Source organism: Amycolatopsis sp. AA4, from assembly GCF_002796545.1.
GTDB lineage: Bacteria > Actinomycetota > Actinomycetes > Mycobacteriales > Pseudonocardiaceae > Amycolatopsis.
Genome location: NZ_CP024894.1, coordinates 4,348,241 through 4,364,098 on the forward strand (window position 1 = coordinate 4,348,241; position 15,858 = coordinate 4,364,098).

At 71.3% G+C, this 15,858-nt stretch carries 21 protein-coding genes; 7 read left to right on the top strand and 14 right to left on the bottom strand.

The genetic code is table 11. The annotated features are described in order from the left end of the window. Positions 1–191 precede the first annotated feature (191 nt). Both CU254_RS20245 and CU254_RS44235 read right to left on the bottom strand, forming a co-directional pair. Positions 192–425 carry a hypothetical protein gene (locus tag CU254_RS20245; RefSeq protein WP_009078864.1) on the bottom strand — a complete coding sequence of 78 codons (234 nt, stop codon included), beginning with the start codon at positions 423–425 and terminating at the stop codon, positions 192–194. A 351-nt stretch (positions 426–776) separates the two neighbouring features. Continuing rightward, entirely contained in the window at positions 777–971 is a 195-nt protein-coding gene (locus tag CU254_RS44235; RefSeq protein WP_037714274.1) for a hypothetical protein, read from the bottom strand. Between the two features lie 13 nt (positions 972–984). Between CU254_RS44235 and CU254_RS44240 the strand changes: the two genes are divergently transcribed. Beyond that, on the top strand, positions 985–1,215 hold the full coding sequence (locus CU254_RS44240) for a hypothetical protein (protein WP_037714276.1): 231 nt from the start codon (positions 985–987) through the stop codon (positions 1,213–1,215). A gap of 21 nt (positions 1,216–1,236) precedes the next feature. Here CU254_RS44240 and CU254_RS20260 read toward each other — a convergent pair whose 3' ends face one another. Then, positions 1,237–2,943, bottom strand: a complete 1,707-nt coding sequence (locus CU254_RS20260; protein WP_009078867.1) for an AMP-binding protein — start codon at positions 2,941–2,943, stop codon at positions 1,237–1,239. 35 nt (positions 2,944–2,978) lie between these two features. Further along, positions 2,979–3,821: a crotonase/enoyl-CoA hydratase family protein gene (locus CU254_RS20265; protein WP_009078869.1), complete on the bottom strand. Its 843-nt coding sequence runs from the start codon at positions 3,819–3,821 to the stop codon at positions 2,979–2,981. 109 nt (positions 3,822–3,930) lie between these two features. Between CU254_RS20265 and CU254_RS20270 the strand changes: the two genes are divergently transcribed. Further along, positions 3,931–4,827, top strand: a complete 897-nt coding sequence (locus tag CU254_RS20270) for an alpha/beta fold hydrolase (RefSeq protein ID WP_009078871.1) — start codon at positions 3,931–3,933, stop codon at positions 4,825–4,827. Positions 4,828–4,834: 7 nt separating this feature from the next. On the opposite strand, the gene CU254_RS20275 is transcribed toward CU254_RS20270, so the two are convergent. The 8 genes from CU254_RS20275 to rpmB all read right to left on the bottom strand — a co-directional run bounded on the left by CU254_RS20275 (position 4,835) and on the right by rpmB (position 9,502). Continuing rightward, positions 4,835–5,569, bottom strand: coding sequence for an SDR family NAD(P)-dependent oxidoreductase (locus CU254_RS20275; protein ID WP_009078873.1), 735 nt, complete (start codon positions 5,567–5,569; stop codon positions 4,835–4,837). 77 nt (positions 5,570–5,646) lie between these two features. Further along, positions 5,647–6,243 (bottom strand): TetR/AcrR family transcriptional regulator, encoded by a 597-nt coding sequence (locus tag CU254_RS20280; protein WP_009078875.1) that lies wholly within the window; start codon positions 6,241–6,243, stop codon positions 5,647–5,649. Between the two features lie 53 nt (positions 6,244–6,296). Then, positions 6,297–7,064 carry a PIG-L deacetylase family protein gene (locus tag CU254_RS20285; protein WP_037714279.1) on the bottom strand — a complete coding sequence of 256 codons (768 nt, stop codon included), beginning with the start codon at positions 7,062–7,064 and terminating at the stop codon, positions 6,297–6,299. Between the two features lie 29 nt (positions 7,065–7,093). After that, positions 7,094–8,320, bottom strand: a complete 1,227-nt coding sequence (cobA, locus tag CU254_RS20290) for a uroporphyrinogen-III C-methyltransferase (RefSeq protein WP_009078879.1) — start codon at positions 8,318–8,320, stop codon at positions 7,094–7,096. Positions 8,321–8,550: 230 nt separating this feature from the next. Further along, a complete protein-coding gene (gene rpsR, locus CU254_RS20295) occupies positions 8,551–8,796 on the bottom strand; it encodes a 30S ribosomal protein S18 (RefSeq protein WP_009078880.1) in 246 nt (81 codons plus the stop codon). Further along, positions 8,793–9,098: a 30S ribosomal protein S14 gene (gene rpsN, locus CU254_RS20300; RefSeq protein ID WP_009078881.1), complete on the bottom strand. Its 306-nt coding sequence runs from the start codon at positions 9,096–9,098 to the stop codon at positions 8,793–8,795. Before rpsN ends, rpsR begins: the two co-directional genes overlap by 4 nt. After that, positions 9,098–9,265, bottom strand: a complete 168-nt coding sequence (rpmG, locus tag CU254_RS20305) for a 50S ribosomal protein L33 (RefSeq protein ID WP_009078884.1) — start codon at positions 9,263–9,265, stop codon at positions 9,098–9,100. The genes rpsN and rpmG overlap by 1 nt, the downstream gene beginning before the upstream one ends. Further along, positions 9,266–9,502, bottom strand: coding sequence for a 50S ribosomal protein L28 (gene rpmB, locus CU254_RS20310; protein WP_009078885.1), 237 nt, complete (start codon positions 9,500–9,502; stop codon positions 9,266–9,268). It lies immediately after the preceding gene. Positions 9,503–9,580: 78 nt separating this feature from the next. Between rpmB and mrf the strand changes: the two genes are divergently transcribed. Genes mrf through CU254_RS20330 form a run of 4 tightly spaced genes read left to right on the top strand, consistent with a single transcriptional unit; the run spans position 9,581 to position 12,331 of the window. After that, complete coding sequence (gene mrf / locus CU254_RS20315; RefSeq protein WP_009078887.1) at positions 9,581–10,822, top strand: ribosome hibernation factor-recruiting GTPase MRF; 1,242 nt, start codon at positions 9,581–9,583, stop codon at positions 10,820–10,822. Beyond that, the gene (locus CU254_RS20320; protein WP_009078888.1) at positions 10,819–11,082 is read left to right on the top strand and encodes a type B 50S ribosomal protein L31; all 264 of its coding nucleotides are present in this window, start codon (positions 10,819–10,821) and stop codon (positions 11,080–11,082) included. Before mrf ends, CU254_RS20320 begins: the two co-directional genes overlap by 4 nt. Further along, complete coding sequence (gene rpmF / locus CU254_RS20325; RefSeq protein ID WP_009078889.1) at positions 11,082–11,240, top strand: 50S ribosomal protein L32; 159 nt, start codon at positions 11,082–11,084, stop codon at positions 11,238–11,240. Before CU254_RS20320 ends, rpmF begins: the two co-directional genes overlap by 1 nt. Further along, entirely contained in the window at positions 11,237–12,331 is a 1,095-nt protein-coding gene (locus tag CU254_RS20330) for a GTP-binding protein (protein ID WP_009078891.1), read from the top strand. The genes rpmF and CU254_RS20330 overlap by 4 nt, the downstream gene beginning before the upstream one ends. A gap of 13 nt (positions 12,332–12,344) precedes the next feature. Here CU254_RS20330 and CU254_RS20335 read toward each other — a convergent pair whose 3' ends face one another. Then, positions 12,345–13,406: a zinc-binding dehydrogenase gene (locus CU254_RS20335; protein ID WP_009078892.1), complete on the bottom strand. Its 1,062-nt coding sequence runs from the start codon at positions 13,404–13,406 to the stop codon at positions 12,345–12,347. A 133-nt stretch (positions 13,407–13,539) separates the two neighbouring features. Between CU254_RS20335 and CU254_RS20340 the strand changes: the two genes are divergently transcribed. Next, positions 13,540–15,228, top strand: coding sequence for an MFS transporter (locus tag CU254_RS20340; protein WP_009078894.1), 1,689 nt, complete (start codon positions 13,540–13,542; stop codon positions 15,226–15,228). Between the two features lie 11 nt (positions 15,229–15,239). Here the strand turns inward: CU254_RS20340 and CU254_RS20345 are convergent, their stop codons facing one another. Then, on the bottom strand, positions 15,240–15,806 hold the full coding sequence (locus tag CU254_RS20345) for a hypothetical protein (protein ID WP_037714283.1): 567 nt from the start codon (positions 15,804–15,806) through the stop codon (positions 15,240–15,242). Between the last annotated feature and the right edge of the window lie 52 nt (positions 15,807–15,858).

A 15,858-nucleotide genomic window follows, 5' to 3' on the forward strand; every position in this document is an offset into this window, starting at 1 on the left:
GCGGCCGGACCCGTCCGGCTCGGCACTGGACCGATTCCGCCGGAGCCGCGAGCGAGTCGGCGCGGCGACGCGATCCGGTGCCGCGGGCCGATCGGCGCGGCAGGTGAATCGGTGCAGGGCCAGGGAAACGCGGATCCGCCGGACGGCGGCCGGAACCCCTCCCCGGTTCCGGCCGCCGTCCGGCGGAAGTCTCAGCGGGAGTGCCGCCTGCTGGCCGCCCGGCGGTGGCTCCATCCGCGGCGGCGCAGCTGCGCGTTGCTCAGCGTTTCCGGGCGGCCGCGGCCGTCGGTGCCGACCCAGCGCGGGCGCACGGCTCCGGCTTCGAGGACGTAGGGGCGGCCGCCGCACCACACCACGCTGCAGGGTTCGGTCGGCGGATCGGTCGGGGCGTCGGTTTCGGCTGCGGGGGCGGCTTCGGTGCTCATGTTCTCGGTGACTCGTGCTCTCTGGCGTCGGGCTTCGGGGACCTGGAACGCGCGGGGCGCCTGCCCTCTACGTCGGCGCGGGACCGCCGGGCGTTAACCGCCGCGGGCCGGATTCCTCCGAACGGTGCGCCCCGGCGGCGCGGATTTCCCCGTCCGGAACCCGAAAACAACCGTCCACAATAGACTCGACCGGCGGTGTTCCGGTGTGTCGGTGCCGCTCAGCGGGGGCGCGAGGGGCCAGAATGGGCCGGACCCCGGAGAAAGGATCGCGGTGCACCCGTCGAAAGCCGTGTACGGGCCGCTGTGCGCGGCTGTGGTGGTTTTGCCCGCGCTCACCGCCTGTTCGGGGGATCAAGCGCCACCGGCTGCCGTGTCGTCGGCGCCCTCCGCGATCGCCTCGGCCGCGCCGAGCACGCACGCTCCCCCGCCGCTGCCGCAGACCGGCAGCGCGAGCAGTCCGCCCGCCGCGCCCAGCACCTCCGCGGCCGCGCCGAAGCCGTCGAAGGAGGCTCCGCCGTCGACCCCGGGCACGTGCGGCACCGTCACCGCGGCGAGCGGGATGACGTTGTACGTCTACGACAACAAAGCCATCCCGTGCGCGGACGCGATGGCGCTGGTCAAGAAGTTCCACCAGGCGATCAACGGCCGTCAGGCGGCGGGCTCGAACAACCCGGTCAACGCGACCGTCGACGGCTGGCTGTGCGTGTCCGGCCCGCCCGCCGCGCAGGGCGGCACCACGTGCAGCAAGGGCGAGCAGACCGTGCTGGCGGCGGTGGTACCGGCGGAATAGGGCCGGCACCACCGCCGCGGCTCACGACTTGAGGTCCGGGAAGTCGTCCTCGCGGAACTCGCCCTCGGGCCGCTCCCCGCTCTCCCGGCCGCGCAGTTCGACCCGGCGGATCTTGCCCGAGATGGTCTTCGGCAGGTCCGCGAACTGCAGCCGCCGGATCCGCTTGTACGGCGCGAGGTGCTCCCGCGCGTACGCGAGGATCGCCCGCGCGGTTTCGGCGGTCGGCTCGTGCCCGGAGGCGAGCACGACGTACGCCTTGGGCACGGCCAGCCGGATCGGGTCCGGCGCGGGCACCACCGCCGCCTCGGCGACCGCTTCGTGCTCCAGCAGGACGCTCTCCAGCTCGAACGGCGAGATCCGGTAGTCGGACGCCTTGAAGACGTCGTCGGTGCGGCCGACGTAGGTGAGGTAGCCGCGTTCGTCGATCGAGCCGACGTCGCCGGTGTGGTAATACCCGTTCGCGAAGGCGGCGGACGTGCGTTCGTCGTCGTCCGCGTAGCCCGCCATCAGGCCGACCGGCCGGTGCGCGAGGTCGAGGCAGATCTCGCCCTCGTTCGCGCGCTCGCCGGTGACCGGGTCGACCAGGGCCACGACGAACCCGGGCAGCGGGCGGCCCATCGAACCGGCCACGACGTCCTGACCCGGGGTGTTCGCGACCTGGACGCTGGTTTCGGTCTGCCCGAAGCCGTCCCGGATCGTGACGCCCCACGCCTTTTCGACCTGCTCGATCACCTCGGGGTTGAGCGGCTCCCCCGCGCCGACGACCTTCTTCGGCGGCGTCCGCAGCGCGGTGAGGTCGGCCTGGATCAGCATCCGCCACACCGTCGGCGGCGCGCAGAAGCTGGTGATGCCGCAGCGGTCCATCTGCGCCATCAGGGCGGCCGCGTCGAATCGCGCGTAGTTGTACAGGAACACCGTCGCTTCGGCGTTCCACGGCGCGAAGAAGTTGCTCCACGCGTGCTTGGCCCAGCCCGGCGACGAGATGTTGAGGTGGACGTCGCCCGGTTCCAGCCCGATCCAGTACATTGTGGACAGATGGCCGACCGGATAGGAAACGTGCGTGTGCTGCACGAGTTTCGGCTTCGCGGTGGTGCCCGAGGTGAAGTACAGCAGCAGCGGGTCCTCGGCGCGGGTGACCCCGTCCGGGGTGAATTCGGCGGCCGAGGCGTACGCGGTTTCGAAGGCGTGCCAACCGGAAACCGGTTCGCCGACCGCGATCCGCGTGTAGTCGCCCGCGACGTCGGCGAACTTCTCCGCGTCGACGTCGCGCACGATCACGTGCTTCGCGTTGCCGCGCTCCACCCGGTCCACGAGGTCGGCCGGGCCGAGCAGCGTGGACGCCGGGATCACGACGGCGCCCAGCTTGATCGCGGCGAGAATCGTCTCCCACAGCTCGCCCTGGTTGCCGAGCATGACGATCACCCGGTCGCCGCGCGAGACGCCGAGGCCGCGCAGCCAGTTCGCGACCTGGTTGGACCGCGCCGACATCTCCGGGAACGTCCAGCGGTTCTCGGCGCCGTCCTCTTCCACGATCCACAGCGCGTACCGCTGCGCGTTCGCCGGGTCCGCGGCGATCCGGTCGAACCAGTCGGTGGCCCAGTTGAACTCGTCCAGCTGCGGCCACGCGAACTCGCGATAGGCGGTCTCGTAGTCCTCGCGGTGGGCTTGCAGATAGTCCCGCGCCGCGCGGAATGCCTGGTAGCCGGTGACCTCAGCGCCGTTGCTCACGTCGTACTCCTCGTGCTCGCTTTCCCGTGCCTGTTTTACTCGCCCTTGAACTCCGGCGCTCGTCGCTCCAGGAAGGCCTGCACGGCTTCCTGCAGGTCCTTGCTCGGCAGGAACGCGGCGTTCCACGCGGCCACGTAGCGCAGGCCCTCGGCGACCTGGCGTTCGGTGTTGGTCGACAGCACCTGCTTCGTGCCCTGGACGACGAGCGGCGGGTTCGCGGCGATTTCCGCGGCCAGTTCGCGGGCCTTGGCCAGCAGCGTCTCCTGGTCCGGGTACACGTCGTTGACCAGGCCGATCTTTTCCGCCCGTGCGGCGTCGATGTCCTTGCCGGTCAGGGCCAGCTCGCGGACGTGGCCCTCGCCGATGATCGGCGCGAGCCGCTGCAGGCTGCCGATGTCGGCGACGATCGCGACCTTGACCTCGCGGACGCTGAACTTGGCGTCCTCGCTGGCCAGGCGGATGTCGGCGGCGGTGATGACGTCCACGCCGCCGCCGATGCACCAGCCGGACACGGCCGCGACCACGGGCTTGCGGCATTCGGCGATCGAGCTGACCGCCTGCTGCAGCCGCTGGACCTCGCGGTGGAACTCGGTGCGCGGCCCGGCCAGCGCGTCGCCGGCCAGCAGCGGGGCCCAGCCGCCCATCATCGCGGGCAGGTCGAGGCCGTAGGAGAAGTGCTTGCCGCTTCCGGCGAGGACGACGGCGCGCACGCGCGGGTCGGCGTCGAGGGCGGCGAACACCAGCGGCAGCTCGCGCCAGAAGTCGGGGCCCATCGCGTTGCCCTTGCCCGGGCCGAGCAGGGTGACCTCGGCGACCGGGCCGTCGAGGGCGACGCGGAGGGAGGCGAGTTCGGGAAGGGCGGCTACTGGTTCGGTCATGCGGTCATCTTGACTCATCGCGCCGACCCCAGCCCATCCGGTTGACACTGTGCCAACACAGCCGCGAGATGCTTTCCTGGAGACCCGAGGTGGAGAGGGAGGCGCCTGTATGGACCCGGCACCCGTGCCCGTCGCCGACGCCCCGCCGGCGGAACCCGCGGCGGCCCGCAAGACCCGGCCGATCGAGCTGTCCGGCTCGTTCCGGCACGAGGGCCAGCGCCTGTGCTACACCGAATACGGCAGCGGCGACCGCGTCGTGGTGCTGATGCACGGGATCATGTTCACCCGCCGGATGCACGCGCCGCTCGCCCGGCGGCTGGCCCGCGCGGGCTTCCGCGTGGTGACCCTCGACCTGCTCGGCCACGGCGATTCGGACCGGCCGACGCAGTCGTGGCGCTATTCGATGCCCGCGTTCGGCGAGCAGGCCGTCGCGCTGCTCGACCACCTGGAAATCGACGACGCGGTGGTCGGCGGCACGTCGCTGGGCGCGAACGTGGCGCTGGAGGTGGCGGTGGCCGCCCCGTCGCGGGTGCGCGGGCTGATGGTCGAAATGCCGGTGCTGGACAACGCGATCATCGCCGGGCTCCTGACGTTCGCGCCCCTGCTGTTCGCCGCGCGCTTCCTGCCCGCGACGGTGCGCGGGGTGGCCCTGGCCGCGCATCTCGTGCCGCACGGGAACCAGTGGGTGGACGTCGTCACGGACACGCTGAGCCAGGAACCGGCGCCGATGGCCGCGTTGCTGCACGGCGTGCTGTTCGGCCGGATCGCGCCGCCCAAGTCAGTCCGGGGCACGATCACGATGCCGACGCTGGTGATCGGGCACGAGGGCGACCCGATCCACCCGTTCGGCGATGCGGGAAGCCTGGCCGAGGACCTGCCCAACGCCGAGTTCGTCCAGGCCCGCAGCCCCGTCGAGCTGCGCTTCGACCCGAAACGGCTCAGCGCGGCGATCCGGGACTTCGCCTTCCGCTGCTACCCCGCCGTGCCCGGCGAGCGCGGGCGGTGACGAGCGCTCACACCTGCGCGAAACCGCCGTCGGCGAAGAATTCCGCGCCGTTGACGTAACTCGACGCGTCCGAGGCGAGGAACGTCGTCACGGCGGCGATCTCCTCGGGTTCGGCCAGCCGCCCGAGCGGGACTTCGCCCGCGGCCTGCTTGAGCGCCTCGGCGGGGACCAAATCGAGGAGACCGGGGGTGCGGGTGCCGCCTGGGGACACGACGTTGACCCGGAAGCCGTGCGTGCGCGAGCTGAGCGCCCAGCCCCGGGCGAGGTTGCGGATCGCGGCCTTCGACGCCGCGTAGACCTCCAGTCCCTCCTTGGGCCGGGTCGTGGCGGTCGAACCCGTGAGGATCACCGAAGCGTTCGCGCTGAGCAGCGGCAGCGCTTGCTGCACGGTGAAGATCGTGCCTTTGACGTTGGCGCCGAACACCGAGTCGATCAGCTCCTCCGTCACCTCGCCGAGAGGAGCCACGGCGCCGACGCCCGCGTTGGCGACCAGTACGTCGATGCGGCCGGCCTGGTCGCGCACGGTTCCGTAGAACGCGTCGAGTTCCGCGGGCACCGAAACGTCGCAGACCACGCCGGTCACGGCGGGCCCGAGCTCGGCGACCGCGGCGTCGAGCGCGTCCTTGCGGCGACCGGTCACGAAGACCCGGGCGCCCTCGTCGCGGAACGCACGAGCGGTCGCGAATCCGATCCCGGTGCTGCCCCCGGTGACCACGGCGATTTTGCCTGCCAGAACGGCCATGCCGCCCCCTCCTCGGTTATTGACCTTATGGTCCATAACCCTGGCAGATCTGGACTGATCGGTCAACAACCGGGCGACTACCGCGGCGGAGCAGGAAGCAGCCGCGCCAGGGAGGACTGGGCCGCCTTGGCGAGCACGTCGACGTCCATGCCGGTGCGCCCGAGCGCGACGAGGCCGAGCTGGGCGACAAGGACGGCGCGGGCGGTCTCCGCAGGGTCGGCGTCCGGATCGAGGTCGCCTTCGCGCTGAGCGCGCTCCAGCGCCTCGGCGAGGGTGGCCGTGATCGCGTCGTAGCTGCGCCGCGCCTCGGCGGCCACATCCGGGGCGCGGGCGGCCAGCTCGGCGTTGCTGTTGGCCAGGAAGCACCCTCGACGCGCGACCGCTCCGGTCGGGTCGACGGTCGGGCTGAGCAGAAACGCCCGCACCGCGTCGATCCCCCGCGCCGCGGATTCCAGGCTCTCGCGCAGTTTCGTCAGGTTGGCGTCGTCATAATCGCGCAGCACTCGCAGGAAAAGGCTTCGCTTGTCCCCGAACGCCCCGTAGAGGCTGCCCTTGCCGAGCCCGCTCACGCGCAGCAGGTCTTCCAGCGACGTCGCCGCGTAGCCCTTGTCCCAGAACTCGTCGCGGACGGCGACCAGCACGCGGTCTTCGTCGAACTCGCGAGGCCGGGCCATGGCCTGACCATAGTGGTTCTGGACCGGACAGGCCACAATGCGGTCGGGCCGGGTCAGTCCTCGTCGGGCTCGGGGAACGCGGGCGGGGCCTGCAGGTCGTGGGCGCGGAACAGGACAGCGTGCTCAACGCCCATGGCCTTGCCGCTCATCGCCGCGAACTGCGGGATGAAGTCCGCGGGCGCGGGGTGGTCCGGGAGCGCGGCCAGGTACGCGGCGTGCGCCTCCAGGGACGCGATGCCGCGCCGCAGCGGCTCCCCCGTCACGTCGACGCCGTGGGTCGCCCCGGAGCCGGGAAGGCCGGGGACGAGGTACCAGCGCGCGGAATGCGGGGCCAGTCCCTCGTCGTCGATCTGCTCCGGGAAGACCCACCGGTTGCCCGCGTCGCGGATGGCGTCGAGCGTCGCGAGCCCGGCGGCGCGATGGTCGGCCTGGTCGAAGCCGTAGGGCGTTTCGACGTCGAAGCCGCAGCCGAGCACGACGTCGGGCTTGAACCGGCGGATCTCGCGGGAGATGTCCCGGCGCAGGTCGAGGCCGTAAACGAGCACGCCGTCCGGGTGTTCGAGGACGGTCAGGCGTTCGACGCCGACGGCCGCGCAGGCGTCGCGCTGCTCAGCGACGCGCAGCCGGGCCGTCTCCTCGGGCGGGTTCGGCATGCCTGCCTCGCCGCGGGTGAGCAGGAGGTAGCCGACCTCGATGCCGCGTGCCGTCCAGCGCGCGACGGCCGCGGACGTGCCGTACTCCATGTCGTCCGGGTGCGCGACGACGCAGAGCACGCGCTGGAAGGACTCTTCCGGCAAAGCAGGCAGTGTCATGCGGGCCATCTTCGCGCGCGGACGGCGCGCTGTCTGCGTTATCCGGCCTGATTCCGGTCCAATCCGGCCACCGGGCCGAAGACGATCACCGCGGGCGGCCGGACTCCGGCGGCCGCCGCCTCCTCGGCCACCGAGGCGAGCGTCGACCGCAGCACCCGCTGAGTCCGCATGGTCCCGTCCTCGATCACCGCGACCGGCGTGTCGCCCGGCCGGCCGCCTTCGAGCAGGGCGGCGGCGAACTTCGGCAGCCGTTCGACGCCCATCATCAGCACGATCGTCCCGCGCATCCGGGCCAGCAGCGACCAGTCCACCAGCGACCGCTCGTCGCCCGGCGCCACGTGCCCGGACACGACGACCACCTCGTGCGCGACCCCGCGGTGCGTCACCGGGACGTCCGCCACCGCGGGCACCGCGAACGCCGACGTGATGCCCGGGACCATCGTCACCGGCACCCCGGCCTCGGCGCACGCCTGGACCTCTTCGAACCCGCGGCCGAACAGGTACGGGTCGCCGCCCTTGAGCCGGACGACGAACTTGCCTTCCTTGGCCTTCTCGATCAGCGTCCGGTTGATCACGTCCTGGCTGGCGGCGCGGCCGTACGGGATCTTCGCCGCGTCGATGACCTCGACCTCGGGCGCGAGTTCGTCCAGCAGATCACGCGGGCCGAGCCGGTCGACGACCACCACGTCCGCCCGCGACAGCAGCCGCCGGGCGCGGACGGTGATCAGGTCCGGGTCGCCAGGCCCGCCGCCGACCAGCGCGACCCCGGGCAGCGTGCCTTCGGGATGCGGCTGGCGGCCGTCCTCGATGGTGCCCGCGTGCAAGCCGTCCAGCATCGAATCGCGAACCGCGGCCGAGCGGAGCGGCTCGCCGCCGGACAAGACGCCGAACAGGAGCCCGCCGTGCCGTCCGGTCGCCGGGGTGACCGCGGAGCCGGACTCGCCCTCGTCGGCGCGGACGCAGAAGACGCGTTCCCGCTCGGCCTCGGCGCAGATCGCGGCGTTGGCCTCCGGGTCGTTCGTGCAGGCCAGCGCGTACCAGGCTTCCCGCAGATCGCCCTCGGCATAGCGGCGCTGATGCCAGACCAGCTCGCCCGCGTCCGCCATCCCCTGCACCGACGGCGTGGTGTGCGGCGACACCACCTCGACGCGGGCGCCCGCGCTGATCAGCCGGGGCAGCCGGCGCTGGGCAACGGAACCGCCGCCGAACACCACGACGCGGCGGCCGGTCAGGTTGAGGCCGGAAAGGTAGTGCGGGTCGTCCATGCGCGGAAGTTTATGGGCGGGGCGTCTGTTCGCACGCCGAGCGTGGGTCATGCCACGCCCCCGCGCCGCCCGGGGGCAGACCCGCGTCCTGATCGACGTAGACATCGAAGCGGTCGAACCGCGGTCAACGCTTCGCGGAAACTCGCGACTGTTCGGCGCCAGAACGGGGATATCGGTCAATTTGCGCGCGGCTGGGCGGGCCCCGCGTCCGCCCAGCCGTGCCTGCGGTTTCAGCTCCGCGCCGCGGTCGGATACGGCAGCAGCGCCATCTCCCTCGCGTTCTTGATCGCGGTCGCCACCTGTTTCTGTTGCTGCGGCGTCAATCCGGTGACCCGGCGGGCCCGGATCTTGCCCCGGTCGGAGATGAATTTCCGCAGCAGGTCGACGTCTTTCCAGTCCACCCTGGTGATTCCGGCCGCGTGGAAGGCGTTCGGGCGGCGGCGCGGCGTGCGATCTGGTTTCGGCATCGCGGTCACCAGCTCGACTTCGAGACGCCGGGCAGTTCCCCGTTGTGCGCCATCTGCCGCATCCGCACCCGGGACAGCCCGAATTTCCGCAGGTATCCGCGCGGGCGGCCGTCGGCGGCGTCGCGGTTGCGGATTCGCGTGCGGCTGGCGTCGCGCGGCATGCGTTGCAGCGCAACGACTGCGTCGGCCTTCTCCTCCGGCGACGCGGACGGTGACGCGATCACCGCCTTGAGCGCGCGGCGGCGTTCGACATACCGCGCGGCGATCACCTTCCGCTGCTCGTTTTTCGCGATTTTCGATTTTTTCGCCATCAGCGTTCTTCCTTGAATTCGACGTGCTTGCGCGCCACCGGGTCGTATTTGCGCAGTACCATCCGGTCCGGATTGTTGCGGCGGTTCTTCTTCGTGACATACGTGTAGCCGGTGCCCGCGGTCGACCGCAGTTTGATGACCGGCCGGATGTCGGTGCTTTTCGCCATTTAGAACTTCGCTCCCTTCGCGACGAGGTCGGCGACGACGGCGTCGATGCCGCGTTTGTCGATCGTCTTCATGCCCTTCGCCGACACCTTGAGCCGCACGGTGCGGCCGAGGCTCGGCACGTAGTAGCGGCGCGTCTGCAGGTTCGGCTCCCACCGGCGCGAAGTGCGGCGGTGCGAATGCGAGACCTGCTTGCCGTAGCCCGGCTTGCGGCCGGTGACCTGGCACACGGCTGACACGGACCCTCCCAAGTTGATAGTGACATTCATGTTCAACTACTCTCGTCACCGTACCCCGCCCCGTCGTCTGGAGATCCAGTGCCCCAACGTCCGCGTGTCCCGCTCGTGCTGTGCAGCGGGATCGCCCGCACCGACGCCCTTGCCGCGCTCCTGCTCCGCGCGAGCCCCGGCACCGCCGTCGTCCACCACGACCTGCGCGACATCGGCTCGGGCGTCGTCCGCCGCCGGATCCGGCTGCGCGGGCGCGACGAGCTGACGCCGCTCGAACTCGCGCACGGCTGCGTGAACTGCACGCTGCGCGAGGACCTGCTGCCGCTGCTGCGCCGGCTGGCCCGGATGCCGCAGGTCGACCGCATCGTGGTGCGGCTGGACGAGGCGATGGAGCCGGAGCCGGTGAGCTGGGCGATCCGCAACGTCCTGGTCGGCGACCGCCCGGTGAGCGACGACGTCGAACTCGAGGCGGTGTTCACCGTCCTGGACTGCGCGACCTGGCTCGCCGACGTCACCGGCGACGACCTCCTCGCCGAGCGCGGACTGCAAGGCAGCCCCGAAGACGAGCGGACGGTCGCCCAGGTCGCACTGTCCCAAGTGGAATCCGCGGACGTGCTCGTGCTGGCCGGTGCCGCGCAGGACGCCTGGAGCGCGGCCAAGTCCTCCGCGGTGCTGGACCGGGTCGCGCCGTCCGTCCCGCGCGTCGAACTGGCCCGCACCGACGCCGCCGGGCTGTTCGCCGCGATCCCGGCCGACGCCCGCCGCGGCGAGGTCACCGACCTGCACGGCGCGTTGCTGCGCGGGGCGCCGCCGCTGCACCCGGACTGCGGCATCGAACTGCTGCGGTTCACCGCGCAGCGTCCGTTCCATCCGGAGCGGCTGCACGAGGCGATCGACCTGCTGCTCGACGGCGTGGTCCGCACCCGCGGACGGGCCTGGGTGGCGAGCCAGCCGGACGTCGCGTTCTGGATCGAATCGGCGGGCGGCGGGCTCGGCATCGGGCACGCCGGGCCGTGGCTCGCCTCGCCGGACGGTCCGGACTGGGCCGACGTCTCCCCCGAACGCCGCACGCTCGCCTCGCTGCGCTGGGACCCGGTGCACGGCGACCGCGCGCAGGAACTGGTGGTCGTCGCCGATCAGGCCGCTCCGGCGGAGATCGAGGCCGCGTTGCAGGCCGCCCTGCTCACCGACGCCGAGCTCGCCGAGGGCGAAGCGGCCTGGCGCGAGTACCCCGACCCGTTCGGGAACTGGCACGAGGACCCCTGCGAAGAAACCGAAGAACCCGACCGGCACGCCAGCGCCGCCAACCAGAAGGACGAAACCCTGTGAAACCCGGCATCCACCCCGACTACCACCCGGTGGTCTTCAAGGACTCGTCGACCGGCGACGCGTTCCTGACCCGCTCCACCGCCACCTCCGACCGGACGATCGAATGGTCCGACGGGAACACCTATCCGCTCGTGGTCGTCGACATCAGCGCGTGGTCGCATCCGTTCTGGACCGGCACCCAGCGGATCCTCGATTCCGCGGGCCAGGTCGAGAAGTTCCACCGCCGTTACGGGCAGCGCCGGAGCGGGGGTGCGCGCTGATGGCCGTCCCGAAGCGGAAAATGTCGCGCAGCAACACCCGGTCCCGGCGCTCGCAGTGGAAGGCGGCGGTCCCGGACCTGGTGCCGATCGTCGTGGACGGCGAGCGGAAACTGGTGCCGCGCAAGCTGATCAAGCACTTCCAGCGGCTCGAGCGGTGAGCGTTCCGGTCACTGTCCTTTCCGGATTCCTCGGCGCCGGGAAAACCACGCTGCTCAACCGGATCCTGGCCAACCGCGAGGGCCTGCGCGTCGCGGTGATCGTCAACGACATGAGCGAGGTCAACATCGACGCCGCGCTCGTGCGGGACAGCGTGTCGCGGACCGAGGAGCGGCTGGTCGAGATGACCAACGGGTGCATTTGCTGCACCCTGCGCGAGGACCTGCTCGACGAGGTCGCCCGGCTGTGCGAGGACGGCCGGTTCGACCATCTGCTCATCGAATCGAGCGGGATCTCCGAGCCGATGCCGGTGGCCGCGACGTTCTCCTTCCCCGCCGACGACGGGTCCCCGGTGCTGTCGTCGGCGCGGCTGGACACGATGGTGACGGTGGTGGACGCGGCGAACTTCGCCCGCGAACTGGCCCGCGGCGACAGTCTCGTCGAGCGGCGGCTGGACCAGTACGAGGGCGACGAGCGGACGGTCAGCGATCTGCTGATGGACCAGGTCGAGTTCGCGGATGTGCTGCTGCTGAACAAAACCGACCTCGTCACGCCGTCCGAACGGGACCGGTTGCTCGCGTCGCTGCGCCGGCTCAACCCGGCCGCCGACGTGGTGTCCGCCGAATTCGGCCGGGTGCCGCTGGAGCGGGTCTTCGGCACCGGCCGGTACGACGCCGAACGCGCACAGGAAGCGCCGGGCTGGGTGGCGGAACTGAACGGCGACCACGTGCCGGAGACCGAGGAGTACGGCATTTCGAGCGTCGTGTTCCGCTCCGCGCGCGCGTTCGATCCGGCGCGGTTGTGGGAGTTCGTCACCTCGCGGCTGGACTCCGGCGAGTTCGGCACTGTGCTGCGGTCGAAGGGGTTCTTCAGCCTCAGCACCCGTCCGGGCACGCTCGGGTTGTGGTCGCAGGCGGGCAGCGTGGCACGGTTCGAACCGCAGGGCGTCGCGGACGGACCCCGGCAGGAACTGGTGTTCATCGGCGTCGGGCTCGACCACGCCGCGCTGCTCGACGCGCTCGGAACCTGCCTGTCCGAGGCCGTCGCCGCCGACGACCCGTTCCCGGAATGGGAACCGGTTCACGTCCACTGAGGACAGTTCCGGCTCACGGCCGCAGCACCGTGAGCCGGAACCGCCCGCCGACCTCCGCCGCGTGTTCCACCGCCTCCCCGGCCGCGGACAGTGCGAACTCGTCCACCTCGAACTGCGTCAAGTCCAGCAGTCCGCACCGCGCCAGCGCGATCAGCTTCGGCACCGCGTCGCGCGGATACATCCACCGGCCCCGCACCGTCACGCTGTTCAGCATCAGCCACGGATACGGCAGCGCCACGTCCTCCCGGACCCCGCCCATCAGCACCACGCGGCCGAACTCCCGGACTGTCATCGCGGCCGCCCGAACCGCACCGGCCGAAGCGGACGGCGGCAGCAGATCCAGCACCAAATCCACCGGCCCGGCCGCCTGCATCGCCAGCCGGTCCTCGTCTTCGCTGCCGCACAGCACCACCGTCCGGATCCGATGGCCGAAGCGCCGCTCCAAGTCGGCCAGCGCGGCCCGGTTGCGCCCCGGCGCGATCACCCGGCCCGCGCCCATCGCGAGCGCTACCGCGACCGCCGCGCCGCCGTAGGTGCCGGTCGCGCCGCTCACCAGCACCGTCTCCCCCGGCTGCAGGCCGCCGTCGAGCAGGCCGCCGTACGGCACCAGGCAAATCCCGAGCGCCGCCCAGCGGCCAGCGTCGGCCTGGTCGATATCGCCCAGCGGGGCCGCGTTCTCGGTCGGGACCATGATCCGCTCGGCGAACCCGCCGTGCCGGAAATGCCGCTGCAGCGCCAATCCTCCGTCGCCGCGCGCGGTCAAGCCCTGCAAGACGACGTCCGGCGTCACCGCGTCGTCGCGCGAGCGGACTGTCGGATCGCAGCGGACCCAATCGCCGGACCGGAGTTTCGTCGCGTCCGGCCCGGCCGACCGCACCCGGCCGACCGCACCGGTGCCCAGGATCGCGGGCAGGTCGAGCGAGTACCGCCGGGCGCCGCTGACCACTTCGGCGGTGTAGTGCAGCACCGGCGCCGCGACGACGTCCACCACCACTTCCCCGGTGCCCGGCACCGGTTCCGCGACCTCCTCGACCGACAGCGGCCGCCCGAATTCCTTGAGCACAGCAGCTTTCACCGAATCCTCCTCAGTCTCGCCGCCGATCTTCGGCCAGCGGGGCGAAGGCAGCCAGGAGTCCGCCGGTACCAGGATGGTTCGTCCGTTTCGCGAGAGTTGAACAGGCTAGGTTTATCAGTCTAGGCTGTCGATAATGGCGGACCGGACGATCGACCCCCAGACCCGGCACGGCGGGCGCTACAAGTGGGTCGCGCTTTCCAACACGACGCTCGGGGTGCTGATGTCGGCGCTCGACGGGTCGATCGTGATCATCTCGCTGCCCGCGATCTTCCGCGGCATCGGGCTGGACCCGCTGGCCCCGGCCAACATCGGCTACCTGCTGTGGATGATCCTCGGCTACCTGCTGGTGTCCGCGGTCCTGGTGGTGACGCTCGGGCGGCTCGGCGACATGTTCGGCCGCGTCCGGATGTACAACGCCGGCTTCGTGATCTTCAGCGTCGCCTCGGTCGCGCTGTCGTTCGACCCGTTCCGCGCGGGCGGCGGGGCGCTGTGGCTGATCGGCTGGCGGGTGGTGCAGGCCGTCGGCGGCTCGATGCTCACCGCGAACTCCGCGGCGATCCTCACCGACGCCTTCCCGCGCGAACAGCGCGGAATGGCGTTGGGCGTCAACCAGATCACCGCGCTGGCCGGACAGTTCCTCGGCCTCGTCGCGGGCGGGCTGCTGGCCGAACTCGACTGGCGCGCGGTGTTCTGGGTGAGCGTGCCGTTCGGACTTTTCGGCACTGTCTGGTCGATCCGCAGCCTGCGCGAGATCAGCACGCCGCACCGGTCGCGGATCGACTGGGGCGGCAACGTCACCTTCGCACTCGGCACCGCGGTCATTCTCGCCTCGATCACCTACGGCATCCAGCCTTACGGAGGCGCGGCGACCGGCTGGGGCAACCCGTGGGTGCTCGGCGGGTTCGGCGCCGGAATCGCGCTGCTGGCGGCGTTCTGCGTGATCGAGACCAGGGTGCCGGCGCCGATGTTCCAGCTTTCGCTGTTCCGCGTCCGCGCGTTCACCGCCGGAAACCTCGCCGCGCTGCTCACCGCGATCGCGCGCGGCGGGATGCAGTTCATGCTGATCATCTGGCTGCAGGGCATCTGGCTTCCGCTGCACGGCTACGACTACGAGCAGACCCCGCTGTGGGCCGGGATCTACCTGCTGCCGCTCACCGCCGGGTTCCTGATCGCCGGTCCGGTGTCCGGCTTCCTCTCCGACCGCTTCGGCTCGCGGCTGTTCTCCACCGGCGGACTGCTGCTGGTCGCCGGGTCCTTCCTCGGACTGCTCGCGCTGCCGGTGGACTTCAGCTATCCGGCGTTCGCGCTCCTGCTCGTGCTGAGCGGGATCGGGCAGGGCATGTTCTCCGCGCCCAATACCTCGGCGATAATGAGCAGCGTGCCGGACAACCAGCGCGGCGTCGCGTCCGGCATGCGTTCGACGTTCCAGAATTCCGGGACGTCGCTGTCGATCGGCGTGTTCTTCTCCTTGATGATCGCCGGGCTCGCCGGATCGCTCCCCGCGACGCTCACCGGCGGGCTGCGGGCGCACGGCGTCCCGGCGGACGTCGCCGCGAACATCGCCCAGCTGCCGCCGGTGAGCACTCTCTTCGCCGCGTTCCTGGGCAGCAACCCGGTGGCACACCTGGTCGGCCCCGGGGTGCTCGGCCGGCTCTCCCCCGCCGATTCCGCCGCGCTGACCGGCAAGGAGTTCTTCCCGAACCTCATTTCCGGGCCGTTCCACGACGGACTGGTCACGGTGTTCGTCGCGGCCGCGGCGATGGCGCTGGTCGCCGCGCTGGCTTCGGCGGCGCGGGGGAAGCGGTACTTCCACCAGGGCTGAGTGCGCAGGGGTCAGGGCAGCGCGAAGTCGGGCCGCCCCTGCGGTTCGACCCACCACCAGCCGTCGCCGGCTTCGACGGTGGGGCGGACGGCGCAGCCCGAGGCCTTCAGGCGGTCGAGGTACGGCTCGGGACTGCTGTCGAAGTGCGCGTAACCCGCTGCGCAGTCACGAGCCCCGTACCAGAAGGCGACGAACCACACCGGCTGGCCGGGCTCGGTGTCGATCCTCTGCACGAACAAGGGCAAACCCGTGTGCGGGTCGCTCTCGCCGATCACGCGCAGCGCGTCGGCGAAGGCCGGCCGGTGCGTCGCGTACCAGGTCTTGGCGAAGAAGTGCACCCAGTTGGTGCTGACCATCAGCAGCACCACCGCCGCGGTGACGACCGCGCTTCCGGCCAGGCCCGCCCACCGCAGTCGCCGCCACACCAGCCAGGCGCTGAGCGCGGTCGCCGCCGCGGCGAACAGCCACGCTCCGCCCACGGCGACCGACACCGACATGATCCAACTGGCGTAGAGGGCGAAGTAGTGCACCGCCGCCGCGACCAGCCAGCCGAACAGGAAGACGACGGCAGGCAGCACCAGACCCGGTCTTCGGCTTTCTCGGTCTTCTTCGGAACTCCCCATGCTCCGA